17 protein-coding genes are annotated in these 19,557 nt (G+C 71.6%); 7 read left to right on the top strand and 10 right to left on the bottom strand.

Going from position 1 to position 19,557, the window contains the following annotated elements:
- Nucleotides 1-35: 35 nt before the first annotated feature.
- The 3 genes from egtC to egtA are packed head-to-tail and all read right to left on the bottom strand — an operon-like array spanning nucleotide 36 to nucleotide 3,450.
- Entirely contained in the window at nucleotides 36-815 is a 780-nt protein-coding gene (gene egtC, locus ACZ48Z_RS10115) for an ergothioneine biosynthesis protein EgtC (RefSeq protein WP_468735352.1), read from the bottom strand.
- The gene (gene egtB / locus ACZ48Z_RS10110) at nucleotides 815-2,149 is read right to left on the bottom strand and encodes an ergothioneine biosynthesis protein EgtB (protein ID WP_468735351.1); all 1,335 of its coding nucleotides are present in this window, start codon (nucleotides 2,147-2,149) and stop codon (nucleotides 815-817) included. The genes egtC and egtB overlap by 1 nt, the downstream gene beginning before the upstream one ends.
- Complete coding sequence (egtA, locus tag ACZ48Z_RS10105) at nucleotides 2,146-3,450, bottom strand: ergothioneine biosynthesis glutamate--cysteine ligase EgtA (RefSeq protein WP_468735350.1); 1,305 nt, start codon at nucleotides 3,448-3,450, stop codon at nucleotides 2,146-2,148. The genes egtB and egtA overlap by 4 nt, the downstream gene beginning before the upstream one ends.
- 289 nt (nucleotides 3,451-3,739) lie before the next feature.
- Here egtA and ACZ48Z_RS10100 point away from each other — a divergent pair, with 289 nt between their 5' ends.
- The gene (locus ACZ48Z_RS10100) at nucleotides 3,740-4,570 is read left to right on the top strand and encodes a TIGR02452 family protein (RefSeq protein WP_468735349.1); all 831 of its coding nucleotides are present in this window, start codon (nucleotides 3,740-3,742) and stop codon (nucleotides 4,568-4,570) included.
- Here the strand turns inward: ACZ48Z_RS10100 and ACZ48Z_RS10095 are convergent, their stop codons facing one another.
- The 4 genes from ACZ48Z_RS10095 to ACZ48Z_RS10080 all read right to left on the bottom strand — a co-directional run bounded on the left by ACZ48Z_RS10095 (nucleotide 4,571) and on the right by ACZ48Z_RS10080 (nucleotide 8,381).
- Nucleotides 4,571-5,026 (bottom strand): type II toxin-antitoxin system PemK/MazF family toxin, encoded by a 456-nt coding sequence (locus ACZ48Z_RS10095; RefSeq protein WP_468735348.1) that lies wholly within the window; start codon nucleotides 5,024-5,026, stop codon nucleotides 4,571-4,573.
- Between the two features lie 38 nt (nucleotides 5,027-5,064).
- A complete protein-coding gene (locus tag ACZ48Z_RS10090; RefSeq protein ID WP_468735347.1) occupies nucleotides 5,065-6,579 on the bottom strand; it encodes an SPFH domain-containing protein in 1,515 nt (504 codons plus the stop codon).
- A 132-nt stretch (nucleotides 6,580-6,711) separates the two neighbouring features.
- Entirely contained in the window at nucleotides 6,712-6,930 is a 219-nt protein-coding gene (locus tag ACZ48Z_RS10085; protein WP_468735346.1) for a hypothetical protein, read from the bottom strand.
- Between the two features lie 26 nt (nucleotides 6,931-6,956).
- A complete protein-coding gene (locus tag ACZ48Z_RS10080; protein WP_468735345.1) occupies nucleotides 6,957-8,381 on the bottom strand; it encodes an amidase in 1,425 nt (474 codons plus the stop codon).
- A gap of 272 nt (nucleotides 8,382-8,653) precedes the next feature.
- Here ACZ48Z_RS10080 and ACZ48Z_RS10075 point away from each other — a divergent pair, with 272 nt between their 5' ends.
- The 4 genes from ACZ48Z_RS10075 (at nucleotide 8,654) to ACZ48Z_RS10060 (ending at nucleotide 12,946) form a co-directional block, all read left to right on the top strand.
- Nucleotides 8,654-10,042 carry a glycoside hydrolase family 43 protein gene (locus ACZ48Z_RS10075; RefSeq protein ID WP_468735344.1) on the top strand — a complete coding sequence of 463 codons (1,389 nt, stop codon included), beginning with the start codon at nucleotides 8,654-8,656 and terminating at the stop codon, nucleotides 10,040-10,042.
- A gap of 155 nt (nucleotides 10,043-10,197) precedes the next feature.
- A complete protein-coding gene (locus ACZ48Z_RS10070; RefSeq protein ID WP_468735343.1) occupies nucleotides 10,198-10,839 on the top strand; it encodes a cupin domain-containing protein in 642 nt (213 codons plus the stop codon).
- Nucleotides 10,815-11,672 carry an acyl-CoA thioester hydrolase/BAAT C-terminal domain-containing protein gene (locus ACZ48Z_RS10065; protein WP_468735342.1) on the top strand — a complete coding sequence of 286 codons (858 nt, stop codon included), beginning with the start codon at nucleotides 10,815-10,817 and terminating at the stop codon, nucleotides 11,670-11,672. Before ACZ48Z_RS10070 ends, ACZ48Z_RS10065 begins: the two co-directional genes overlap by 25 nt.
- 155 nt (nucleotides 11,673-11,827) lie before the next feature.
- On the top strand, nucleotides 11,828-12,946 hold the full coding sequence (locus tag ACZ48Z_RS10060) for an SGNH/GDSL hydrolase family protein (RefSeq protein ID WP_468735341.1): 1,119 nt from the start codon (nucleotides 11,828-11,830) through the stop codon (nucleotides 12,944-12,946).
- A gap of 39 nt (nucleotides 12,947-12,985) precedes the next feature.
- Here ACZ48Z_RS10060 and ACZ48Z_RS10055 read toward each other — a convergent pair whose 3' ends face one another.
- From ACZ48Z_RS10055 to ACZ48Z_RS10045, 3 genes are all read right to left on the bottom strand, one after another.
- Complete coding sequence (locus ACZ48Z_RS10055; RefSeq protein WP_468735340.1) at nucleotides 12,986-13,849, bottom strand: SCO2400 family protein; 864 nt, start codon at nucleotides 13,847-13,849, stop codon at nucleotides 12,986-12,988.
- A gap of 309 nt (nucleotides 13,850-14,158) precedes the next feature.
- Entirely contained in the window at nucleotides 14,159-15,355 is a 1,197-nt protein-coding gene (locus ACZ48Z_RS10050; RefSeq protein ID WP_468735339.1) for a hypothetical protein, read from the bottom strand.
- Nucleotides 15,356-15,522: 167 nt separating this feature from the next.
- Nucleotides 15,523-16,215, bottom strand: coding sequence for a TetR/AcrR family transcriptional regulator (locus tag ACZ48Z_RS10045; RefSeq protein ID WP_468735338.1), 693 nt, complete (start codon nucleotides 16,213-16,215; stop codon nucleotides 15,523-15,525).
- Nucleotides 16,216-16,357: 142 nt separating this feature from the next.
- On the opposite strand from ACZ48Z_RS10045, the gene ACZ48Z_RS10040 reads away from it, so the two are divergent.
- Both ACZ48Z_RS10040 and ACZ48Z_RS10035 read left to right on the top strand, forming a co-directional pair.
- Nucleotides 16,358-17,863 (top strand): APC family permease, encoded by a 1,506-nt coding sequence (locus ACZ48Z_RS10040; RefSeq protein WP_468735337.1) that lies wholly within the window; start codon nucleotides 16,358-16,360, stop codon nucleotides 17,861-17,863.
- A 21-nt stretch (nucleotides 17,864-17,884) separates the two neighbouring features.
- A complete protein-coding gene (locus tag ACZ48Z_RS10035; RefSeq protein WP_468735336.1) occupies nucleotides 17,885-19,537 on the top strand; it encodes an amidohydrolase in 1,653 nt (550 codons plus the stop codon).
- Nucleotides 19,538-19,557: the final 20 nt, after the last annotated feature.

Below are 19,557 nucleotides of genomic sequence, written 5' to 3'. Positions count from 1 at the left end.
CTGCGGGCGTTGTGACCCCCGCAGAGGGAACAGGCTCACGTGCGGGGCTCCTTCGGTGGTTCCGCGGACGGTTCCTTGAGCGGCGTGAGCAGGATGTCGGTGCGGCTCGCCGCGAGCAGCGTGCGGTCGGGGACCTCCTGCCAGTGCGGATCGTCGTCGTACGGCTCGGAGGCCACGACCGTGCCGCCGCCGGGGCGCGCGAGGTACCAGAGGCTGTCGCCCCAGGCGGTCGCGGCGATCGACTCGCCGTTGGTCAGAAGGAGGTTGAGCCGCGAGGCCGGTGCGGCCTCGGCCACCTCCAGGACCGTGTCGGCGAGTGCCTGGCCCTCCTCGTCGCCGCTGCGCAGCCGGTTCAGGACCAGCGCCCACACGAACGCCGAGTCGTTGCGGGCCTCCATCGACAGCAGGTCCGCCGGGGGCACGGAGGCGGTCAGCGCGGCCAGGGAGCGCGGCCAGCCCGCCACCGCCCCGTTGTGGCTGAACAGCCAGGGCCCCGAGGCGTACGGCGCCGCCGCGGCCTCGGCGTCGGCTCCCGCCAGGGTCGCGTCCCGGACGGCGGCCAGGACGGCCTCCGTCCGCACGACCCGTGCCAGGTCCGCGAACGACAGGTCCGCCCAGATGGGCCCGGCCCGCCGGTAGCGTGCCGGGGCCGGGTCGCCGTCGGCATACCAACCGACCCCGAAACCATCGGCGTTGACCGTGCCGTGCCGTTGCCGCCGCGGTGTCCACGACTGGCGGTACAGGCTGTGCGCGGGTTCCACGAGGAGCCGGCCGAGCGGCTCCTCCGGGCCCAGGTAGGCGAGGTGACGGCACATCAGGCGGCTCCCGCGGAACGGGCCGTACGGAAGCCGGAGAAGATCTGCCGCCGGATCGGGTAGTCCCAGTTGCGGAACGTGCCCCGGCAGGCCACCGCGTCCACGGCGAACGAACCGCCGCGCAGCACCTTGTGGTCGGGGCCGAAGAACACCTCCGAGTACTCCTTGTACGGGAACGCCTGGAACCCGGGGTAGGGCTCGAAGTCGCTCGCCGTCCACTCCCACACATCACCGATCAACTGGCGTACGCCGAGCGGCGATTCACCCTCCGGGTAGCTTCCGGCGGGGGCGGGGCGCAGGTGCCGCTGGCCCAGGTTGGCGTGCTCCGGCGCCGGGTCGGCGTCACCCCACGGGTAGCGCGTGGAGCGGTTGCCCGCGGGGTCGTGGCGGGCGGCCTTCTCCCACTCCGCCTCGGTCGGCAGCCTGCGTCCGGCCCAGCGGGCGTAGGCGTCGGCCTCGTACCAGCACACGTGGACCACCGGCTCGTCGGGCGGCACGACCTCGGTGACACCGAAGCGCCTGCGCAGCCACTGCTTGGCGTCCCGGCTCCAGAACAGCGGGGCGTGGATGGAGTGCCCGCGGATGTGCGCCCAGCCGGCCGGGGCCCACCAGCGCTCCTCGTCGTAGCCGCCGTCCTCGATGAACGCCTGGTACTGGGCGTTGGTCACCGGAGTGGTGTCGATGTGGAAGGAGTCCACCTCACGCCGGTGCGCGGGGCGTTCGTTGTCCAGTGCCCAGGGTTCGTCGGAGGTGCCCATGGTGAACGGGCCGCCGGGGACGAGGACTTCGGCCGGGCCGGTGAACAGCGGAGCCGGCTTCGGGTCCGGAGCGGTCAGGGCCGGGGGGCCCTTGCGGAGCTGATGGGTGATCAGCATGGTCTCGTCGTGCTGCTGTTCGTGCTGCGCGACCATCCCGAAGGCGAACCCGGCCTCCGTGAGCCGCGTGCCGTGCAGCGCGGTGCTCTCCAGGACGTCGAGGACCCGCCCACGGACCTCCGCCGCGTAGCGCCGGGACTCCCCGGGCGACAGCAGGGGCAGGGTGGGGCGCTCGGAGCGCGGGTGCTCGAAGGCGTCGTAGATGCCGTCGATCTCGGGCCGTATCGCCTCCTGCCCGGCGACGTTCCGCAGCAGCCACTGCTCCTCCTGGTTGCCGATGTGGGCGAGGTCCCACACGAGCGGCGACATGAGCGGCGAGTGCTGTGCGGTCAGGTCGGGGTCCTCGACGCAGCTGGTCAGGAGGGTCGTACGGTCCCGTGCGGTGACCAGGGTGGCCACGGCCCGCTCGCGAAGGGCCTCGGGGTCGGCCGAGGAGGAGCCGGCGGAGGGGTCGGTCATGTGCGGATTTCCTTCCCGAGCGAACCGTGCGTCCGGTCCAGCAGATCGTCGGCGGGGCAGCGGCCCCGGATCACATAGCGGTGCAGATACGTTTCGACGGCGTCGGTGACCTCGGCGGTGGCGCCCAGCCGGGGCAGGGCCTGAAGAGCCGCCGTGAAGCACGCGATCGCCGCCTCGTGCAACTCGGGGTCGGCCAGGCCGTGGCGCGCCGCGTCGACCCACAGCGGGTTGTGCGGGGCGGGCAGCGCGTGGGTGCGTTCCGCCAGCGGCTTCACCACCCGGTAGGCGGTCTCGGTGGCCTCCGGGTCGTCGAAGAGCGCGGCCGTCACGGCGAGCGGCACGATCCAGCCGTTCTCGCCCGGCTGGGCGTCGATCATGCGCAGTTCGAGATGGCCGCGCGGTCTGACCGGCGGGAACAGGGTCGAGACGTGGTAGTCGAGATCGTCCCGGGTCGGCTGCCGGGGCACTCCCGACCTGACCCACTCCCGGAAGGTGAGCCCTTCCGGGACGTCCCAGGGGCCGCTGTCCCGCCGGATGCACATCACCGGTGCGTCCAGGACGTGGGCGGCCCAGGCGCTGCGGGGGTCGGTGTCCAGGTCGGGGCCGCCCGCCCTGTCCTTGCCGATCTCGGTCCATCGCAGCTGGCGTGTGGAGAGCCAGCCGGTGGGCCCGGAAGCGGCGAGGGGGGAGTTGGCGAAGGCGGCCACCAGGACCGGGCCCAGCTGGTGCGCCAGGGACCAGCGGCGTCCGAGGCCCAGGGAGCCGGGCTCCTCGTGCCCGGCGTCCACGCACACCTGCACGGAAGCCGAGGCGCACATCATGGCGCGGCCGGCCGGGCCGGTGCGGTCGAGGCAGGTCTCCATGGCGTCGTAGCGCGGTTCGTGCAGGAACCTGCGGGGCGGATGCCAGGGATCGTGGCCGAGGCCGACGAGGCCGAGGCCGTGCTCGGCGAGAGCCGCCCGGACGGCGGCGAGGTCGTCGGAGACGGTACCGATGCACTCCATCAGGGAGTCGGCGGGCTGCGAGCTGAGCTCCAGCTGACCGCCCGGTTCGACGGTGAGCGCCGACTTCAGGGGCACGGTCCGCAGTGCGGCGTAGGCTGCCGCGAGTCGTTCGGGTGTCACGGTGAGCCGCGGGTCGCGCAGCTCGTGGACGAGCCATTCCACTTCCACCCCGATACGGCGGGGCGGGCCGGTCTTGAAGCAGATACCGCGGACCAGGGCCTCCAGTTCGGCTTCGGGAAGGGACGTACGGGGCTTCGTACAGTCCCCCGGCGTACAGTCGCTTTGGGTGTCGGACATGTCGGGATCCTCCTGAGATTCCACCATGCCACCGGTCCGGGGATCAGGTGGGTCGGACCGGCAACGCTCGTCCCACCCAAGACCCTGGTGCCGTTCCGCACAAGGGGGCACTTCCGCGCATTCGGGGCTGTGGACCTTCGTTTTCCCGGGGTTTTCGAGGCGTTTCCCCCTTCTACCGGGCCCCGGAAACTCTGTTGCACAGCATCACCAGCATCGCGCACGATTCCTTCATGAGCACGACGAGGGAGATCGCGCGACGCGCGCTCATGGCGCTTACGGGGGTAGCGCCATGAGCGCGCGGCTGCGCGGTATCGCGCAGGAGACGGAACAGATCGTCGCGGCCGGGCGCTATCGGGCCCCGGACGGGCGTGAGGTCTCCGTCGCCGCCGGGATCGAGGCGGCGCGGGCCGGGACACGGCTGTACGGGCCGGGCCCCGTGGAGGTCCCGCCCTTCGACCCCGTGGACACCTGCGTCGAGGTCACGGGCGAGAGCAGTCTGGAGGCGGCCCACCGGCTCGGCGGCCGCGTGGCCGTGCTGAACTTCGCCTCGGCCCGCAATCCGGGCGGCGGCTATCTGAACGGCGCCCAGGCCCAGGAGGAGGCGCTGTGCCGGGCCTCCGCGCTGTACACCTGCCAGCTCCGGGCCCGTGAGTTCTACGACCACCACCGGACCCACCGCGACCCGTTCTACACGGACCGGGTCATCCACTCGCCGGCCGTGCCCGTCTTCCGGGACGACCGCGGCCGTCTGCTGGACTCGGCGCACCTGGTGGGATTCCTGACGGCGGCGGCCCCGAACGCGGGCGTCGTGCTGCGTACGGCACCGGAGCGCGCGCCCGAACTGCCGCGGGCCCTCGCGGTGCGCGCCGAGCGGGTGCTGGAGGTGGCCGTGGCCCACGGCTACCCGCGACTGGTCCTGGGCGCCTGGGGCTGCGGGGTGTTCCAGAACGACCCCGCGCAGGTGGCGGGGGCGTTCCGGAAGCTGCTCGGGCCCGGCGGACGGTTCGCCGGAGCCTTCGAGCACGTGGTGTTCGGGGTCCTGGACCGGACGCGCGACGCGGTCGTGCGCGAGGCGTTCGTGACCGCGTTCACGGAGCGGCGACTCCAGAACCAGGCCTAGTCAGGTCCAGCCGTACCGCTCGTGCAGCCGGTTCCTGACAAGGTTGAACCGCCCCCGGTCCAGCGCGCACGCCTCTCGGCGCATGCCCGCCTCGTGGAGCCGCAGGATGCGGTCGACGTCCACCCAGGAGTCCCGCCCCGACTTGTCCCAGGGGCCGGCGCCGATCGCGACCCACTCCCGGTCCCCGTCGTGCCGCTTGCTCGACAGCTGTACTGCGAGGAAGGTGCCGGCCGCCTCGCGGGCGACCACGAGCACGGGACGGTCCTTACCGCGCCCGTCGTTCTCCTCGAAGGGGACCCAGGTCCAGACGATCTCCCCGGGGTCGGGGTCGCCGTCGTGCGCGGGGGAGTACTCGGTGCGCACCGTGCCGACCTCGCGGGGGTCGGCCTCGGTGGTGGCGGTGCCGCCGTGGCGGCCGGGGACGTTCTCATCGGTGTCATGGGTAAACGCAGTCACGGGGGCACCTTAAGGGGTGCCCCCGTGAGCGCGGTGGGTCAGTCCTCCTGGACCGGCACCCGCTGTGCGGGCGGCGGCTTGACCAGCCCGTTCAGCGGCGAAGCACCGTTCGGGTTCTGCCCGTTCCGGTCCCCTGCGCCCTGGTCCCCTCCGTTCTGGTTCATCGACGACAGCAGCTGACGCGCCAGACCAAGGCCGGTGCCGCCCATGGTGAGCGCCTTGGCGAACATGTCCGCCATGCCGTCGGCGCCGTTGAGGATCACCATGTTGTCGGCGTTGCCGAACGCGGACGCGCCCGCCCTGACGATCTCCGGCCAGTTCTCGGCGAGTTGCTGGGCGACGACCGCCTCCTGGTTCTCGGCGAGGGCGGCGGCACGGGCCTTGATGGCCTCCGCCTCCGCGAGTCCCTTCGCCCTGACCGCCTCCGCCTCCGCGAGACCCCTGGCCTGAGCGGCCGCGGCCTCGGCCTCACCGGTGGCCCGGGTCGACGCGGCCATGGCCGTACCGTGCGCCTTGGTCGCCTCGGCCTCGGCGCCCGCGGCCGTCTTGACCCGGGTGGCCTCGGCCGCCGCGGCGAGCTCCGTCTCCTTCGCCTTTGCCTCGGCAGCCGAGATCCGCACATCGCGCTCGGCCTCCGCGAGCGTCCGCTTCTCGTAGGCCTTGGCGTCCGCCGGCTTGCGGACGTCCGCCTGGAGCTGCTGCTCCCGCCGGTGCGCCTCGAGTTCGGCGACCCGGGTCTCCTGGATGACGACCTCCTGGCGGGCCGCGGCGTCGGCGAGCGGACCGGCCTGCTGCGCCTTCGCGGCCGCCTTGTCCCGCTCCGCCTGGTAACCGGCCTGGAGGATCTCGCTGTCCCGGGTGGCCTCCGCCATCCGCGCGTACGACTGCTGCTCGGCCTCCGTGGCCAGCCGGTTCGCCTCCGCCTGCGCGATCCGTGCGTCCCGCTGGACGGCGGCCGCGTGCGGCATCGCCATGTTCTTGATGTACCCGGTGGGGTCCTCGATCTCGTGGATCTGCAGGGAGTCGACGATGAGCCCCAGCTTCTCCATCTCCGTGCCGCAGGCGGCCCGGGTCTGCCCGGTGAGCTTCTCCCGGTCACGGATCATGTCCTCGACGGTCAACCCGCCGACGATGGACCTGAGATGACCGGCGAACACGTTGTGCACGCGCTCCGACATCAGCTTCTGCTGGTCGAGGAAACGGCGCCCCGCGTTGGCGATCGACACGAAGTCGTCGCCCACCTTGAAGATGACCACACCCCGCACCCTGAGCGGAATGCCCTGGTGCGTCGCGCAGTCCACGTGCAGTTCGGTCTCGTTCAGGTCGAGCGAGAGCTTGCGCACCGCCTGCACACCGGGCAGCACCAGAGTGCCCCGCCCGGTGACGATGCGGAATCCCATGCCCGCTTCGAGCCCCTCGGTCTTGTGGTTCGAACCCGAGATGATCAGTGCCTCGTTGGGTTCCGCGACACGCCACATCAGCTTGAACAGACCGATCAGAGCGGCGATGGCAGCAACGGCCACCCCCGCAACGACGCCGACAACCATCGGCATACGCCCCCTTTGGATGGTGCCCTTTCGGCACCGAACGAAGGGAGTGTGCGCCTGTCCGGGAGCGGAATACAGACGTCGGCGATTCCTTGTCGAAACCTTGATACTACGGCTCTCACCTGCGCGTCAGCGGGCTCAACTGTCGTACGCCGCCTGCACGTAGACCGTTCTCGGCGGCAGGTACTCCACCACCATCACCACCGTCCCCCGCTCCATCCGGTCCGTACCGGTGGCGGGGTAGGCGAGGAAGTGCTCGGCGCCGCCCCGGATCCGGACGATCACCTCGCCGACGAGCCCCGGCCCTATCGTCCCCGTGACCCGCCCCATGAGCCCGACCATCGACGCATCGTCCATGGTCACAGGGTACGGGCGGAACGCCGTCACGCGGCCGGGGACTCCACGGCGGCCCGCCGGTCCGGCCAGGTCTCGTGCCAGCGCAGTTCCGCCTCCAACTGCGCGGCCAGCGACAGCAGAAGCGGCTCGCTGTTCGCGGGCCCGAGCAGTTGGGCCCCCACGGGCAGCCCTCCGGCGACGAACCCGGCGGGCACGTTGACACCGGGCCAGCCCAGCACGTTCCACGGCCAGGCGTAGGGGCAGGCGGCGATCATCGCCCGGTCGGTGGCCAGCCCGCCCAGGCTCAGCATCGCGCCGATGCGGGGCGGGGGAGCGGCCGTGGTCGGGGCGAGGACGACGTCGTACGACGTGAAGAACCCGCCGATACGGCGGTGCAGGACCGCCTCCGCACGCCGAGCCGCCCGCAGCGGGACCCCGCCGAGCAGTCCGCCGAGCCGGGCCGCTTCGCGGGTGCGTCGGTCGAGGAGCGCGGGGAAGGGGGCGTCCCGGACCCGTTCGGCGAGGCCGGCGGTGGCGCGCGGGACGAAGGTGAGCCCGATCTGTCCGTAGGGCGGATCGGCCTCCTCGACCGTGTGCCCCAAGTCAGCCAGTTTCTCAGCGAGTTCGACGATCCGCGCGCGCACCTCCGGCTGGAGCCGGGCGGGCAGCGCGGTGAACGGCGGTTTCAGGGCGAGCGCGATGCGCAGCCGGCCGGGGTCGCGGCCGACCGCGGCGCAGGCGTCGACGGCGGGCGGGCGGTGCGGGTCCAGGACGTGGTTGCCGCTCGCCGCGTCGAGGAGCAGGGCCGCGTCGGCGACCGTGCGGGCCAGGGTGCCGTTGACGGTGATGCCCTGGAAGGACTCGCCGCGCGGCCAGGTGGAGATGCGGCCGCGCTGCGGCTTGATGCCGACGAGATGGGTCCAGGAAGCGGGGATGCGTACCGATCCCGCCCCGTCCGAGCCGAGCGCGGCGGGCACGAGACCGGCGGCGACGGCCGCGGCCGACCCGCCGGACGAACCGCCCGGTGTGTGCTCGGGGCTCCACGGATTGCGGGTGGCGCCGAAGGCGGGCCCCTCGGTGAACGGCCACTGCCCCAACTCGCAGGTGTTGGTCTTGCCGACGATCACGGCCCCGGCCGCGCGCAGCCGTCGCACCGCCTCGCCGTCCCTGGCGACCGCCGGGAACTCGCCCCGGCAGCCGAACGCGGTGGGTTCACCGGCCACGTCCATGTCGTCCTTGACGGCGACCGGCACCCCGAGCAGCGGTTTGCGTGTCCCGGCGGCCAGCTCCCGGTCCGCGGCCTCGGCCTCGGCGAGGGCGGCTTCGGTCCGTACGATCCGAAAGGCGTTGAGGCTGTCCTGGGAGGTCTCGATCCGTGCCAGGGTCCGCTCGACGAGCGCCCGCGAGGTGATCGTGCCGTCGGCCAGCGCGCGGGCGGTCTCCGCCAGGCCTGCGGAACGGTCGTGCGTCATGGGGGCACCTCCGGGACGACGTTGCCTACCGAACAGTAACGTCGGTAAGCGCTTCGCCGGAACGGCCTTGGCGGGAGAGGCCGTTCGATGCGGGGCGGCATGGGACCGCGTGCGCCACAGGTCTCCCACAGGGCTCACCCGTTCCTGCGCAAAGCATTGACTCGTGTATGCCTCAGCCCTACCTTCTGATCGACTTTCCGAACCTCGTTCGTGATTTCGGACGCCTCGGACGTCGAAGCCGCGTCTTGTTCTTGTTCGAGGGAGAGCCGCCCGTGACCACACGACCCCCCATGCCGTCCCGGCGTACCCTGCTGCGCGCGATGACGGCCCTGCCCGCCTCGGCCGTCCTGCTGGGGGAACTGCCCGGTCTGGCAGGCACGGCCCAGGCCGCCGCCCCGCCCAGCGGCTCGGCCACCCGCTACACGATCGTGCCGTTCCTCAACAGCAACGACGGCACCGTGAACGTCTACCAGTCCGACGACGCCACGGACTTCCGCCTGCTCAAGTCCTCCGCCTACACCCCGCCCGCGAACAGGATCCGCGACGCGAGCGTCTTCAAGCACACCGACGGCTACTACTACGTCACCTACACCACCCACACCTGGCAGGACGTCAGCACCACCATCGGCTTCGCACGCAGCTCCGACCGGTCCAACTGGACCTTCCTGTACGACTACACCGTCCCGATCGCCAACCTGTCCCGCGCGTGGGCGCCGGAGTGGTTCGTCGACAGCGACGGCAGCGTCAACGTCATCGTGTCCTGCTCACTCACCAGCGACGAGTGGATCTTCACCCCGTACCGGCTGAAGGCGGCCAACTCCGCGCTGACGGCATGGAGTTCACCGGTCGCCCTGTCCGGCATCGGCGCGAACCACATCGACACGTACATCGTGAAGGTCGGCTCGACCTACCACGCCTTCACCAAGAACGAGACGGCGAAGTACATCGAGTACGCGACCGCCTCCGCGCTCACCGGCCCCTACACGATCTCCAGGACCGGCGACTGGGCGGGCTGGGGAAGCTACCGCGAGGGCCCGTCCGTGATCCAGCTCGACAACGGCGGCTGGCGGATCTTCTTCGACGGCTACGGCGACAACACCTACTACTACAGTGACAGTTACGACACCTTCGCGACCTGGTCGGCCCCGGCCGCACTGCCGGTCGTCTCCGGTACGGCACGCCACTTCACGGTCATCAAGGAGACCGTCTCGGGTGGACCGGCACTGGCGAAGAACGTCACGCGCTCCTTCCAGTCGGCCAACTTCCCCACGCGCTACTGGCAGACACAGTCCGCGCTGCTCAACCTCCCGGTGGTCACCGGCTCCAGCACATCGGCCGAGAAGACCGCGTCCACCTTCACGGTCGTCGCGGGCCTCGCCGACTCCAGCGGCTATTCCTTCCGCGACTCCTCCGGCAACTACCTGCGCCACTGGGACTTCCGCGGCCGCTTCGACGCCAATGACGGCACATCGACCTTCGCCAAGGACGCCACGTTCATCGCCCGCACCGGCTCGTCGTCGGGCTCGATCCGCTGGGAGTCGTACAACTATCCCGGGTACTACCTGCGCCACTACAACTACCAGCTCCGGCTGGACCGGACGGTGGGCACGGATCTGTTCCGCCAGGACAGTTCTTTCGTGCCGGTGACGGCCTGGGGCTGACCTGCACGCCTTCCGGGCCCGGGGCGTTCCGCGGGAGGCCAGTGCGGACTTCCCGCGGGTTCCCTCGATCATCGTGACCGTCGGCTCACGGCCACCGAACGTGCGGAGGGCGCCATGCTGCCCTGCGTCTCGCGCGCACCGGAAGGAGAGCGGCGGTGCCACGCGCCGACCGCCCCGCAGCCGATGTCGCCGTCGAGGTACACCGGGTCAGCCCCGACAGCCGCGTCCCGCTCTTCACCGGCTTCCCCGAACACGCCGCCGTCGCACCGGCGTTGGCCGCAGCAGCCTGCGGGCTGCCGGTCAAGGACGCCGGCGGCACGGCGGTGCGCAGCGTCGTCCGCACCGGCACATTCCGTGCCGAGCGGTCCGCCCCCTCCGCGGCTCCGGTCACCGCCCGCGAAAGCTGCGTCAGCTCGTCGTTGACGGGGCTCATCGAACCCGACGGCATGCACACGACGCCGACCGTCGACTACGGCATCGTGCTGCGGTGCGAGATCGTCCTCGAACTCGACGACGGCCAGTGCACCCCGCTCGCCGCCGGGGACGTCGTGATCCAGAACGGCACCCGGCATGCCTGGCACGAGGTGTGCCGACGCTGGGGGCGAGGGCCGCTCCGGTCTTTGGAGAAGAGCCAGGTCGCGGAGGGGCGGGTGGACCCCGTGCCACGCGAGTACGAGCAGCCGGTCACCGTGACCCGCAGGGGTACTCCACGGTGCCGAACGTCCCGCAGTACCGTCGAGCCCCCGGCCGGGGCGCAACGACAGGGAGCCAAGTGGACTTCATCGAACGCGAGTTGACCGACCCCTGGGAAGGGATGCTCGCCACCCCGGTCCGTGGCAGTGCCCTCGGTGTTCTGGTCCTGGCGGGTTCCAGCGGGCGCGTGGAACGGGACAGAGCGCGCCTCCTCGCCCGGCAGGGCATGACGGCCCTGTCGATCCGCTGGTTCGGCGGCCCGGGGCAGCCTCCGGGGATCTGCGAGGTCCCCCTGGAGACCTTCACCGCAGCCGTCGACGTCCTCAAGGCGAACGGAGCGGAGCGCGTCGGCATCCTCGGTGTCTCCAAGGGAGCCGAGGCGGCTCTGCTGACGGCGGTGCACGATCCTCGCGTGGACGCCGTCGTCGCGCTGTCGCCCACGTCCCGGGTCTGGTGCAACGTCGGGCCGGGCCGCGACGGAGCACAGCGACCCTACCGATCGTCCTGGACCTGGCGGGAGCAGGCGCTGCCCTTCGTCCCGCTGGACGATTCCTGGACTCCCGCGGAGCCGGACGGCAACCCCGTCGCCGTCCGCGGATGGTACGAACGCAGCGAGCGGACCTTCGCCCACCTGCTTGCTCCGGCGGAGATCCCCGTGGAGCGGGCCCGGGCCGACCTCCTGCTGGTCGCGGGCGGCGACGACGCGATGTGGCCGTCCCTTCCCTTCGCCGGACAACTGGCCGCGCGCCGGCGTTCGGCCGGGGCAAGTGTGCGGCTGGTCGCCCGCCCCGACGCCGGCCACCGCCCACGCCTGCCCGGCGAGAGCTCCGCACCGGCGTCACCGCGCTTCCGCTACGGAGGCACACCCGAGGCCGATGCCGAATTGGGCGCCGCTGCCTGGCCGCACCTCCTCGACACGCTGCGCGGGAGGGGTTGACGGGGGCGCGTGAGGCGGTCACGTTGAATAACGCCAGGGGTGTGGGAGCGCTCCCGCGACGTGTGAGGAGTGCTCTGTGGCCGCGCACCGGAGAGTCCACCCGCACCGGCTTCCGCACCCGCCGGGACCGTCCCCCACCACCGAAGGATGGCCGTATGGAGACGCCTCAGCCCCGCTCCTTATCCCGCAGAGCCCTCGTGACCGCCGCCGCTGCCGGCCTGGTCGCCGGCGTCGCCGCCCCGTCCTGGGCATCCGCCGCCCCGCCCCGGTTCCACACCGTGGGCCGGGTCGAGGATGCCGCCGACGGGTTCGTGCGGTACAGCTGGCCCGGCGTCTGCTTCGAGGGCCGGTTCCGCGGTACCGGCGTGGGCATGCTCCTCGACGACTCCGACAACGACTACGACGTCCAGATCGACGGAACGACCGAGGCCACCCTCGTCACCCCCGGCAGGACCACCGCCTGGATCAAGGGCCTCGCCGACACCGAACACCGCGTGCGGCTCGTCAAACGCACGGAAAGCCCTTGGGGCGAAGGCAGGTTCGGAGGGTTCGTCGCCGTCCCCGGCGGGGTGATCCTCGCCCGGCCCCCCGCTCGACGCAGGCAGATCGAGTTCATCGGGGACTCCTACACCGTCGGCTACGGCAATCTCTCCGACACCCGCGACTGCTCGAACAACGGGGGAGTCAACCGGAACACCGACGCCGACCTGTCCTTCGGTGCCCTCACCGCCCGCAACCTCGGTGCCGACTACCAGATCAACGCGTATTCCGGCCGTGGCATGGTCCGCAACTACAACGGCGGCAGCCCTGGCACCGACTTCCGCACCTACTACGACCGTGCCCTGCTGAACGTCGAGGACGACGTCTGGCGGAAGCCGGCCAGTTGGCGGCCGCAGGCCGTCATCATCGGGCTCGGCCTCAACGACTTCTCAACACCCCTGAATCCGGGCGAGCTCTGGGCGACCGAGGCCGAGCTGGTCGCCGCCTACGAGTCCGCGTACCACGGCTTCCTCGACAAGCTGCGTGCCCGGTACGGCCCGAGGACCTTCCTCGTAGTCAGCGCCACCAGCCTTGGCACCACCAGGTTCGCCGACACCGTCGAGCGGATCGCCCGGGCCCGGAACGCGCGGGGCGACGACCGGGTCGGCCACTGGTACTACGACGATCCCGCCCTGGACCACCTCGGCTGCGACTGGCACCCCTCCGCGCGGGACCACCGGATCATCGCCGGCCTGCTCGAAGACCACCTCGCCACGCTACCGCTGTGCTGGTAGCCGAAACGGGCCACCGACAGTCCAGGGCCGGGCCTGGGGTCAGCTGATGCAGAGCAGGTTGAGCACGCACAACTGCGACGGTTCGGTCGCCGCCGTCGACGAGGGAGTCGTGGACGTCTGGGACGTCTGCGAGTTGTCGGTGCCCGTACTCGTGCTCGTGCCCGAGTTCGCGCTGGTCGTCGTCGTGGTGTCCGTGGCCGTGGACGAAGGGGTCTGCGTCGTCGTCGTGTCGGCGGCGGTGTCGACGCCGGCGGCGACCGACGCGGAGAGCGTGGACTGCGACCGCGACTGCGAGGCGGTCGTCGCCGTGGGCTTCGGGACGGCGGCGGAGTCGACGTGGACCGACGACCGGGTGGTGGTGGACGCCGTGTCGGCCGCCCCCCGGTGCGAGGCGGTCTTCGCGGCAGGCGTGGCCGTGGAGGCCTGGTACGCGTCGGCCGGCGTGGACCCCGTGCGGGTGTCGTCCGAGGTCGGCAGCTCGGCGCCGCCCATCGACCGGTTGTCCGGCGAAGTGGCCGCCTGGGTTCGGACGTTGGACTGCTGGCTCATCGCGGAGACGGTCAGACCGCCCCCGACCAGGGCGACGGCGGTCGCGACGACGGCCTTGCGCTGGTTCTTCCGCCAGCGGGCCCGCTGGCGGCGCCGTGCGGCCCGGCCCTCCGTCGTCGCCGGAGCGTCCGCCACGTCGTCGGACGGGAACCCGGCGGAGTCGGCCGCCGTCGGCGGCTCCTCGTGGAGACCCGCGTCGTGCCATGTGGGCGCCGTGTCCCACGCCGCTGTCGCCGCCACGTCCTTCATCGTGTGGTGCTGGACGGAGGGAGCGATGTCGGGGGCGTAGGCGCCGCATCCGGGACACGCCAGGGCGCCGTTGAGATGCCGACGGCACGAGGAGCAGTAGTCCATCTGGTCTTCCTGAGTCGACTGCACCATCGGCCCGCTGGCCGTGGCCGGTCTCGTTCGCACGGAGGATCGAGCCGGAGGTAAAAGTAGCGATGCTTTCGAAAGGCAGTGTGCAGCCTGTGTGATGCTCCTGCGCAGATGTCCGAGGGGTGCGGTGGGCGCGAGGGCCGTACGTCGCATTCGCGCCCCCTTGTCCGCCATGCGGCGCGCGGGCGCAGGCCGACGCGGGCCCCCGTCGCGGCGAGTTGGCCGGACGGGGTGCACGTCACCGGGCCCTTCGCCCGGCGGCCCGCGTGATGGGGTCAGCCGAGGTCAGCCGGGCCGCACGGTCCAGAGCGTGGCGTGGTAGACGCCGTCGGGTGTGGAGGGATCGGCCGATGCCGTCGCGCTGTTGCCGACGGCGGAACCGTGCCGGTCGACGTCGGTCGCCGTGGAGTGGACGCCGCCGATGGCGGGCAGGAGCGTGAACGCGCCGGTGTCGACGCGGTAGACGTAGCCGAACGGGCCGGGGTTGGTCTCACCGGCGGCGAACCTCCCGGCCGCGCCGTTGACGTAGGTCCGGCCGGGCCCGGGGCCGAAGACCGACAGCGTCTTGGTGGGCAGGTCGAAGGCGTACGCGCCCGGGCGGGCGGTGGCGAGGACGGTGCGCCCGGTGACGACCGGACCGTAGGACATCTCGGGGCCGAGGTCGGTCCACACCCCGCTGCGGATGTCGTACGCGAAGCCGCGTGCCGCGGGAGTGCCGGAGGAGTCGGGCTTCGGCTGGAAGGTGCCGACGACCGTGTGGCCGCTGATCGAGGTGACCTTGCTGGAGACGCCGTTGTCGTAGCCGCTCAGATCGGTCCAGGACCGGGTGCGCAGGTCGTAGACGAAGGCGTGGCCCCCCTCGAACGGCGTGTCGGGATGGTCCCAGGTCCCCGCGACGTACCGGCCCCGGGAGGTCCCGGCCGCGGTGCTGGTCCCGTCCGGGCCGACGGGGGAGTCGAGTTCGGTCATGACGCGGGTGCGCGGGTCGTACGCGTACGCGTGGGTGTTCTGGTTGCCGGGTGTCCTGGCGCTGCCCACCACCACACCGTCGCTGATGTCGGTGACATGGCTGTCGGTGCCGCCTGCGGTGCCGATGGTCTGCATCCGGCCGGTGCGCAGGTCGTGGACGAAGCCCCGCCTTTCGCCGTTGGCGAGATTGGAATCTCCGGCCACATAGCGGCCCTCGACGTCGAGTGCGGTGCTCGACGTCCCGCCGAGCGTGCCGAGGTCGGTCATGACGCGTGCGGAGCGGTCGTACGCGAAGGCGTGCCACGTGAAGTCGTCGGCGAGCGCCGAGCTGCCGACCACCGTGTCCTGGTCGAGTGCGAACCCCGAGCTGTAGGCGCCGCCGAGAGTGCCCAGGTCGACGGCCGTGTACCGCGGTGGTGACGACGGCTGCGAGGCGTGGGCGAGCGCCGGGGCCGAGCCGAGTCCGAGGAGTGTGAGCGTGACCACCGCGGCCGCTAATCGTCCGTGTCTCATGGAGCCCCCTGTGAGCTGACTGTGTGATCTTGTCGTTGCTACCGTCCAGCCCCTCCGGTCAACCGCAGACCCATGGAACGTACGGAAAAACTCATGCGGGCGACGAACTGTTGTTCGTGTCATCGGCGCAGTCATGTCAGCGGTCAACAGTGGGACCCCGTGGACGCTCAGCGCGCGGGCGCCCGGGCTGTCAGTGCCTCCAGCAGGAGGTCCACCGCCTCCTCGAACGAGCTGTCCGCCAGCCCGGGCAGCTCGCGGCGGACCACGCTGAGCGCCGGGTACGCCTCCGGGTCCAGGTCCTGGTAGACGTCACGCCAGGCCCGGCGGTCGGCCTCACGCTGCTGGCTCGGAAGCGCCTGGAAGGCCGCCTCCGTCGCCGCGTGGCTGAGCACGGTGTCGATGAAGGCCAGATAGAACCGTGCCGCGTCGGCCGGTTCGAAGCCCGCGGACAGCAGCAGGCCGATGCCGGTGTCCACGGCCCGGATCTCGCTCGTGCGCCGGGTCACCCGGTGCGCTGCCATGGCGGCCGCCCGCGGATGGGCGACGTACCCGGCGCGCACCCGCAACGCCATCTCGCGCAGTGAGGCCACCCAGTCGCCACCCGGCACGAACCCCGCCATCGCGTCGCCGATGATCCGGTCGGCGATGGCGAGCACCAGATCGTCGGTGTCGTGAAAGTAGCGGTAGAGGGCGGTCGGATCACAGCCCAGTGCCGCGCCCAGCCGGCGCACGCTCAACGCCTCGGGGCCGTGCTCGCCGATCAGCCGCAGCGCGGTCTCCACGATCAGGTTTTCGGACAGCAGGACACCGGAGCGGGTGGGCCGCCGACGTCGGCGCTCCTGCGGGACACGGGTCGACATGGCCGGGTTCCTCTCGGCGGGGGCCCTCAGTGAACGGCCCCCGGCAGCCTTACGTCAACAGGGTTGACCCAATGTGGACATCGGCTGTTCCATCACCTCACCGCGCGGCTCTTCCCCGTCTCCCCTCCCTGAGGAGCCCTCCATGTCGTCAGCACCGCCCGCGTCCTCCCCGCCCGGATCGTCGCTGCGCCGCTCCCTCGGCGTCGTCGACGGCGTCGCCATCGCCGCCTCCAGCACCGCGGCCACCACCAGCATCGCCATCGGCATGGGCACGATCGCGACCATCGTGGGCCTCCAGGCCCCCGCCCTGCTGCTCCTGGCGTTCCTGCCGGTGCTCGGCATCGCCACCGCCTACGCCCGCCTGAACCGCTCGGAACCGAACTGCGGCAACGGCTACGTCTGGGTCGGCAAGTCCCTCGGCCCCTGGCCCGGCTTCCTGACCGGCTGGGTCACGCTGGTCGGCTCGGTCATCTTCTGCGCCTACACCAGCGCGATCATGGGTTCCGTCGTCCTGATCTTCGCCAACAAGGCAGGCCTGCACAGCTTCGCCGGGATCGCCCTCGACCCGACGTCCACCGGTGTCACCACGGCCCTGGGACTGGTGATCCTCGTCGCCCTCACCGTTCTGGCCGTCACCGGGATACGGTCCGCCACCCGCTTCCAGTTCGCCCTCCTGGTCTTCGAGTACACGGTCCTGCTGGCCTTCTGCGGCTGGGCCATGGTCACCGGCGACCAGACCCTGTCCTTCTCCTGGTTCAACCCCTTCGAGATCTCCAGCGGCACCGCCTTCGCCCAGGGCATGGTCCTCGCGGTGTTCTTCTTCTGGGGCTGGGACGCGGCCTTCAGCGTCAACGAGGAGACCAAGAGCCCGGGGGACGCGGCCCGCGGCGGCCTCATCGCCCTCTTCGCCATGCTCGGCCTGTTCCTCTTCGCCTCCGTCGCCTTCCAGCGGGAGATGAGCCTGACCGAACTCGTCCGCAACGGCCCCCAGGCCCTCCCGTACCTCGGCGAGAAACTGGCCGCCGAACCCTGGGCCACCCTGCCCCTGGTCGCGCTGATGTTCTCCGCCGTGGCCTCCGTGCAGGCCACCCTGATCCCCACGGCCCGCGGCCTGTTCGCCATGAGCCGCGACAGAACCATGGGGCCGCTGTGGACCCGCCTCCACCCGCGCTACGGCACCCCCGCCGCCGGCACGGTCGTCGTCATGGCCATCGCCGCAGTGATCGCCCTGCTCGCCGTCGCGATCCCCAAGCTGAGCGACATGCTGCTGGCCGCCGTCAACGCCATCGGCCTGATCGTCGCCCTCTACTACGGCCTCACCGCGATCGCCTGCGCCGTGCGCTTCCGCGCCGCGCGCCACGACGGACCCCGGGAGGCACTGCTCGCCGTCGGCGTGCCGGCCGTGTCCGGACTCATCCTGCTGGGCCTCGGCGGCTACCTCGGATACTCGTACCTGACCATGAGCGACCACTTCGAACTCAGCCCGGACAACGGCTGGTTCATGTTCTCCCTGCCCGCCGCGATCGTGCTCGCCGGCCTCGGCATGGCAGCCGTCGCCAAGTACGGCAGGCACTCCCCGTACTTCACGACGGGCCGCGGCACCGACGCCGAGTCCCTGACCCTTCCGATGGACCGTACGGCGGCCTGACCCCACTCTGGAGCCCACCCCATGTCACACACCGCGGACCTCGTCCTCACCGGCGGCCCCGTGCACACCGTCGACCCCGCCCGCAGCCGTGCCACGTCGGTGGCCGTGCGCGACGGGCGGATCGCCGCCGTCGGACACGACGAGGTGCGCGAGCTCATCGGCCCGCGCACCGAAGTCGTCGACCTGGCCGGGAAGCTGCTGCTCCCCGGCTTCCAGGACGCCCACGTCCACCCGCAGGGCGCGGGCCTCGAACTGGGCCTGTGCCACCTCGCCGACACCGTCGACCCCGCCGAGTACCTGCGCAGGATCAGGACGTACGCCGACCGGAACCCGGACGTCGAGTGGATCACCGGCGGCGGCTGGTCCCTGGAGGCGTTCCCCGGCGGTGCTCCCACCGCCGCGGCCCTCGACGCCGTCGTCCCGGACCGCCCCGTCTTCCTCCCCAACCGCGACCACCACGGCGCCTGGGTCAACAGCCGCGCCCTGGAACGCGCGGGCATCGACTCCCGCACCCCCGACCCCGCCGACGGCCGCATCGAACGCGACACCGACGGCAACCCCACCGGAATGCTCCAGGAGGGCGCCGTTCATCTGGTGGGACGGCTGGTCCCGGATCCCACGTCGCAGGAGCAGCTCACCGCCCTGCTCCGGGCCCAGGCGGTGCTGCACTCGTACGGCGTCACCGCCTGGCAGGACGCCATCGTCGGCACGTACGCCAACATGACCGACCCGGCGCCCACCTACCGGGCGGCCCTCGACCAGGGTCTGCTCACCGCCCGCGCGGTCGGCGCCCTGTGGTGGGACCGTGCGCGCGGCGCCGAACAGATCCCCGAACTCGTCGCCAAACGAGAGGAGTTGAGCGGAGGACTGTTCCGGGCCGGCACGGTGAAGGTCATGCAGGACGGCATCGCCGAGAACCACACCGCCGCGATGCTCGACCCCTATCTGACCGGCTGCGGCTGCGCCTCGGACAACAGCGGCATCAGCTTCGTCGAGCCGGAAGACCTGAAGAAGTACGTCACCGAACTCGACGCGTCCGGCTTCCAGGTCCACTTCCACGCGCTCGGCGACCGCGCGGTGCGCGAGGCTCTCGACGCCGTGGAGTCCGCACGCACCGCCAACGGGTGGCGCGACACACGCCACCATCTCGCGCATCTCCAGGTCGTGCACCCGCACGACATACCCCGGTTCCGTGCCCTGGGAGCGAGCGCCAACCTGCAGATGCTGTGGGCCGCGCACGAACCGCAGATGGACGAACTGACCCTGCCCTTCCTCGGCGCCGAACGCGGCGCACGGCAGTACCCCTTCGGCGATCTGCTGCGGGCCGGTGCGACGCTGGCTGCCGGAAGCGACTGGCCGGTCAGCAGCCCCGATCCGCTCCAGGCCATCCATGTCGCCGTCAACCGGATCGCCCCGGAAGCCCCCGAGGGCACCCCGGAGTTCCTCCCGGAGCAGCGACTCGACCTGGGCGCCGCCGTCGCCGCGTACACGGCGGGCAGTGCCCATGTGAACCACCTCGACGACATCACCGGCAGCATCACCGTCGGCAGGTCGGCCGATCTCGTCGTCCTCGACCGGGACCCGTTCGCGGGACCGCCCGAGGAGATCGCGGCAGGCCGCGTGCTGCAGACCTTCGTAGCAGGCCGAAGGGTCCACGCGGCCCAGGACGCCTGAGCCGTGCGGCCCCTACGGCG

This window comes from Streptomyces sp. NPDC031225, from assembly GCF_055570355.1.
Note: the sequence above shows the minus strand (reverse complement) of the source record. Positions and strands in the feature narration are given on the sequence as shown.

Excerpts from the sequence above, each read along its gene's own strand:
- egtC (WP_468735352.1), bottom strand. The coding sequence starts at position 815 with ATGTGCCGTCACCTCGCCTACCTGGGCCCGGAGGAGCCGCTCGGCCGG.
- egtB (WP_468735351.1), bottom strand. The coding sequence starts at position 2,149 with ATGACCGACCCCTCCGCCGGCTCCTCCTCGGCCGACCCCGAGGCCCTT.
- egtA (WP_468735350.1), bottom strand. The coding sequence starts at position 3,450 with ATGTCCGACACCCAAAGCGACTGTACGCCGGGGGACTGTACGAAGCCC.
- ACZ48Z_RS10100 (WP_468735349.1), top strand. The coding sequence starts at position 3,740 with ATGAGCGCGCGGCTGCGCGGTATCGCGCAGGAGACGGAACAGATCGTC.
- ACZ48Z_RS10090 (WP_468735347.1), bottom strand. The coding sequence starts at position 6,579 with ATGCCGATGGTTGTCGGCGTCGTTGCGGGGGTGGCCGTTGCTGCCATC.
- ACZ48Z_RS10085 (WP_468735346.1), bottom strand. The coding sequence starts at position 6,930 with ATGGACGATGCGTCGATGGTCGGGCTCATGGGGCGGGTCACGGGGACG.
- ACZ48Z_RS10080 (WP_468735345.1), bottom strand. The coding sequence starts at position 8,381 with ATGACGCACGACCGTTCCGCAGGCCTGGCGGAGACCGCCCGCGCGCTG.
- ACZ48Z_RS10060 (WP_468735341.1), top strand. The coding sequence starts at position 11,828 with ATGGAGACGCCTCAGCCCCGCTCCTTATCCCGCAGAGCCCTCGTGACC.
- ACZ48Z_RS10055 (WP_468735340.1), bottom strand. The coding sequence starts at position 13,849 with ATGGACTACTGCTCCTCGTGCCGTCGGCATCTCAACGGCGCCCTGGCG.
- ACZ48Z_RS10050 (WP_468735339.1), bottom strand. The coding sequence starts at position 15,355 with ATGAGACACGGACGATTAGCGGCCGCGGTGGTCACGCTCACACTCCTC.
- ACZ48Z_RS10045 (WP_468735338.1), bottom strand. The coding sequence starts at position 16,215 with ATGTCGACCCGTGTCCCGCAGGAGCGCCGACGTCGGCGGCCCACCCGC.
- ACZ48Z_RS10040 (WP_468735337.1), top strand. The coding sequence starts at position 16,358 with ATGTCGTCAGCACCGCCCGCGTCCTCCCCGCCCGGATCGTCGCTGCGC.
- ACZ48Z_RS10035 (WP_468735336.1), top strand. The coding sequence starts at position 17,885 with ATGTCACACACCGCGGACCTCGTCCTCACCGGCGGCCCCGTGCACACC.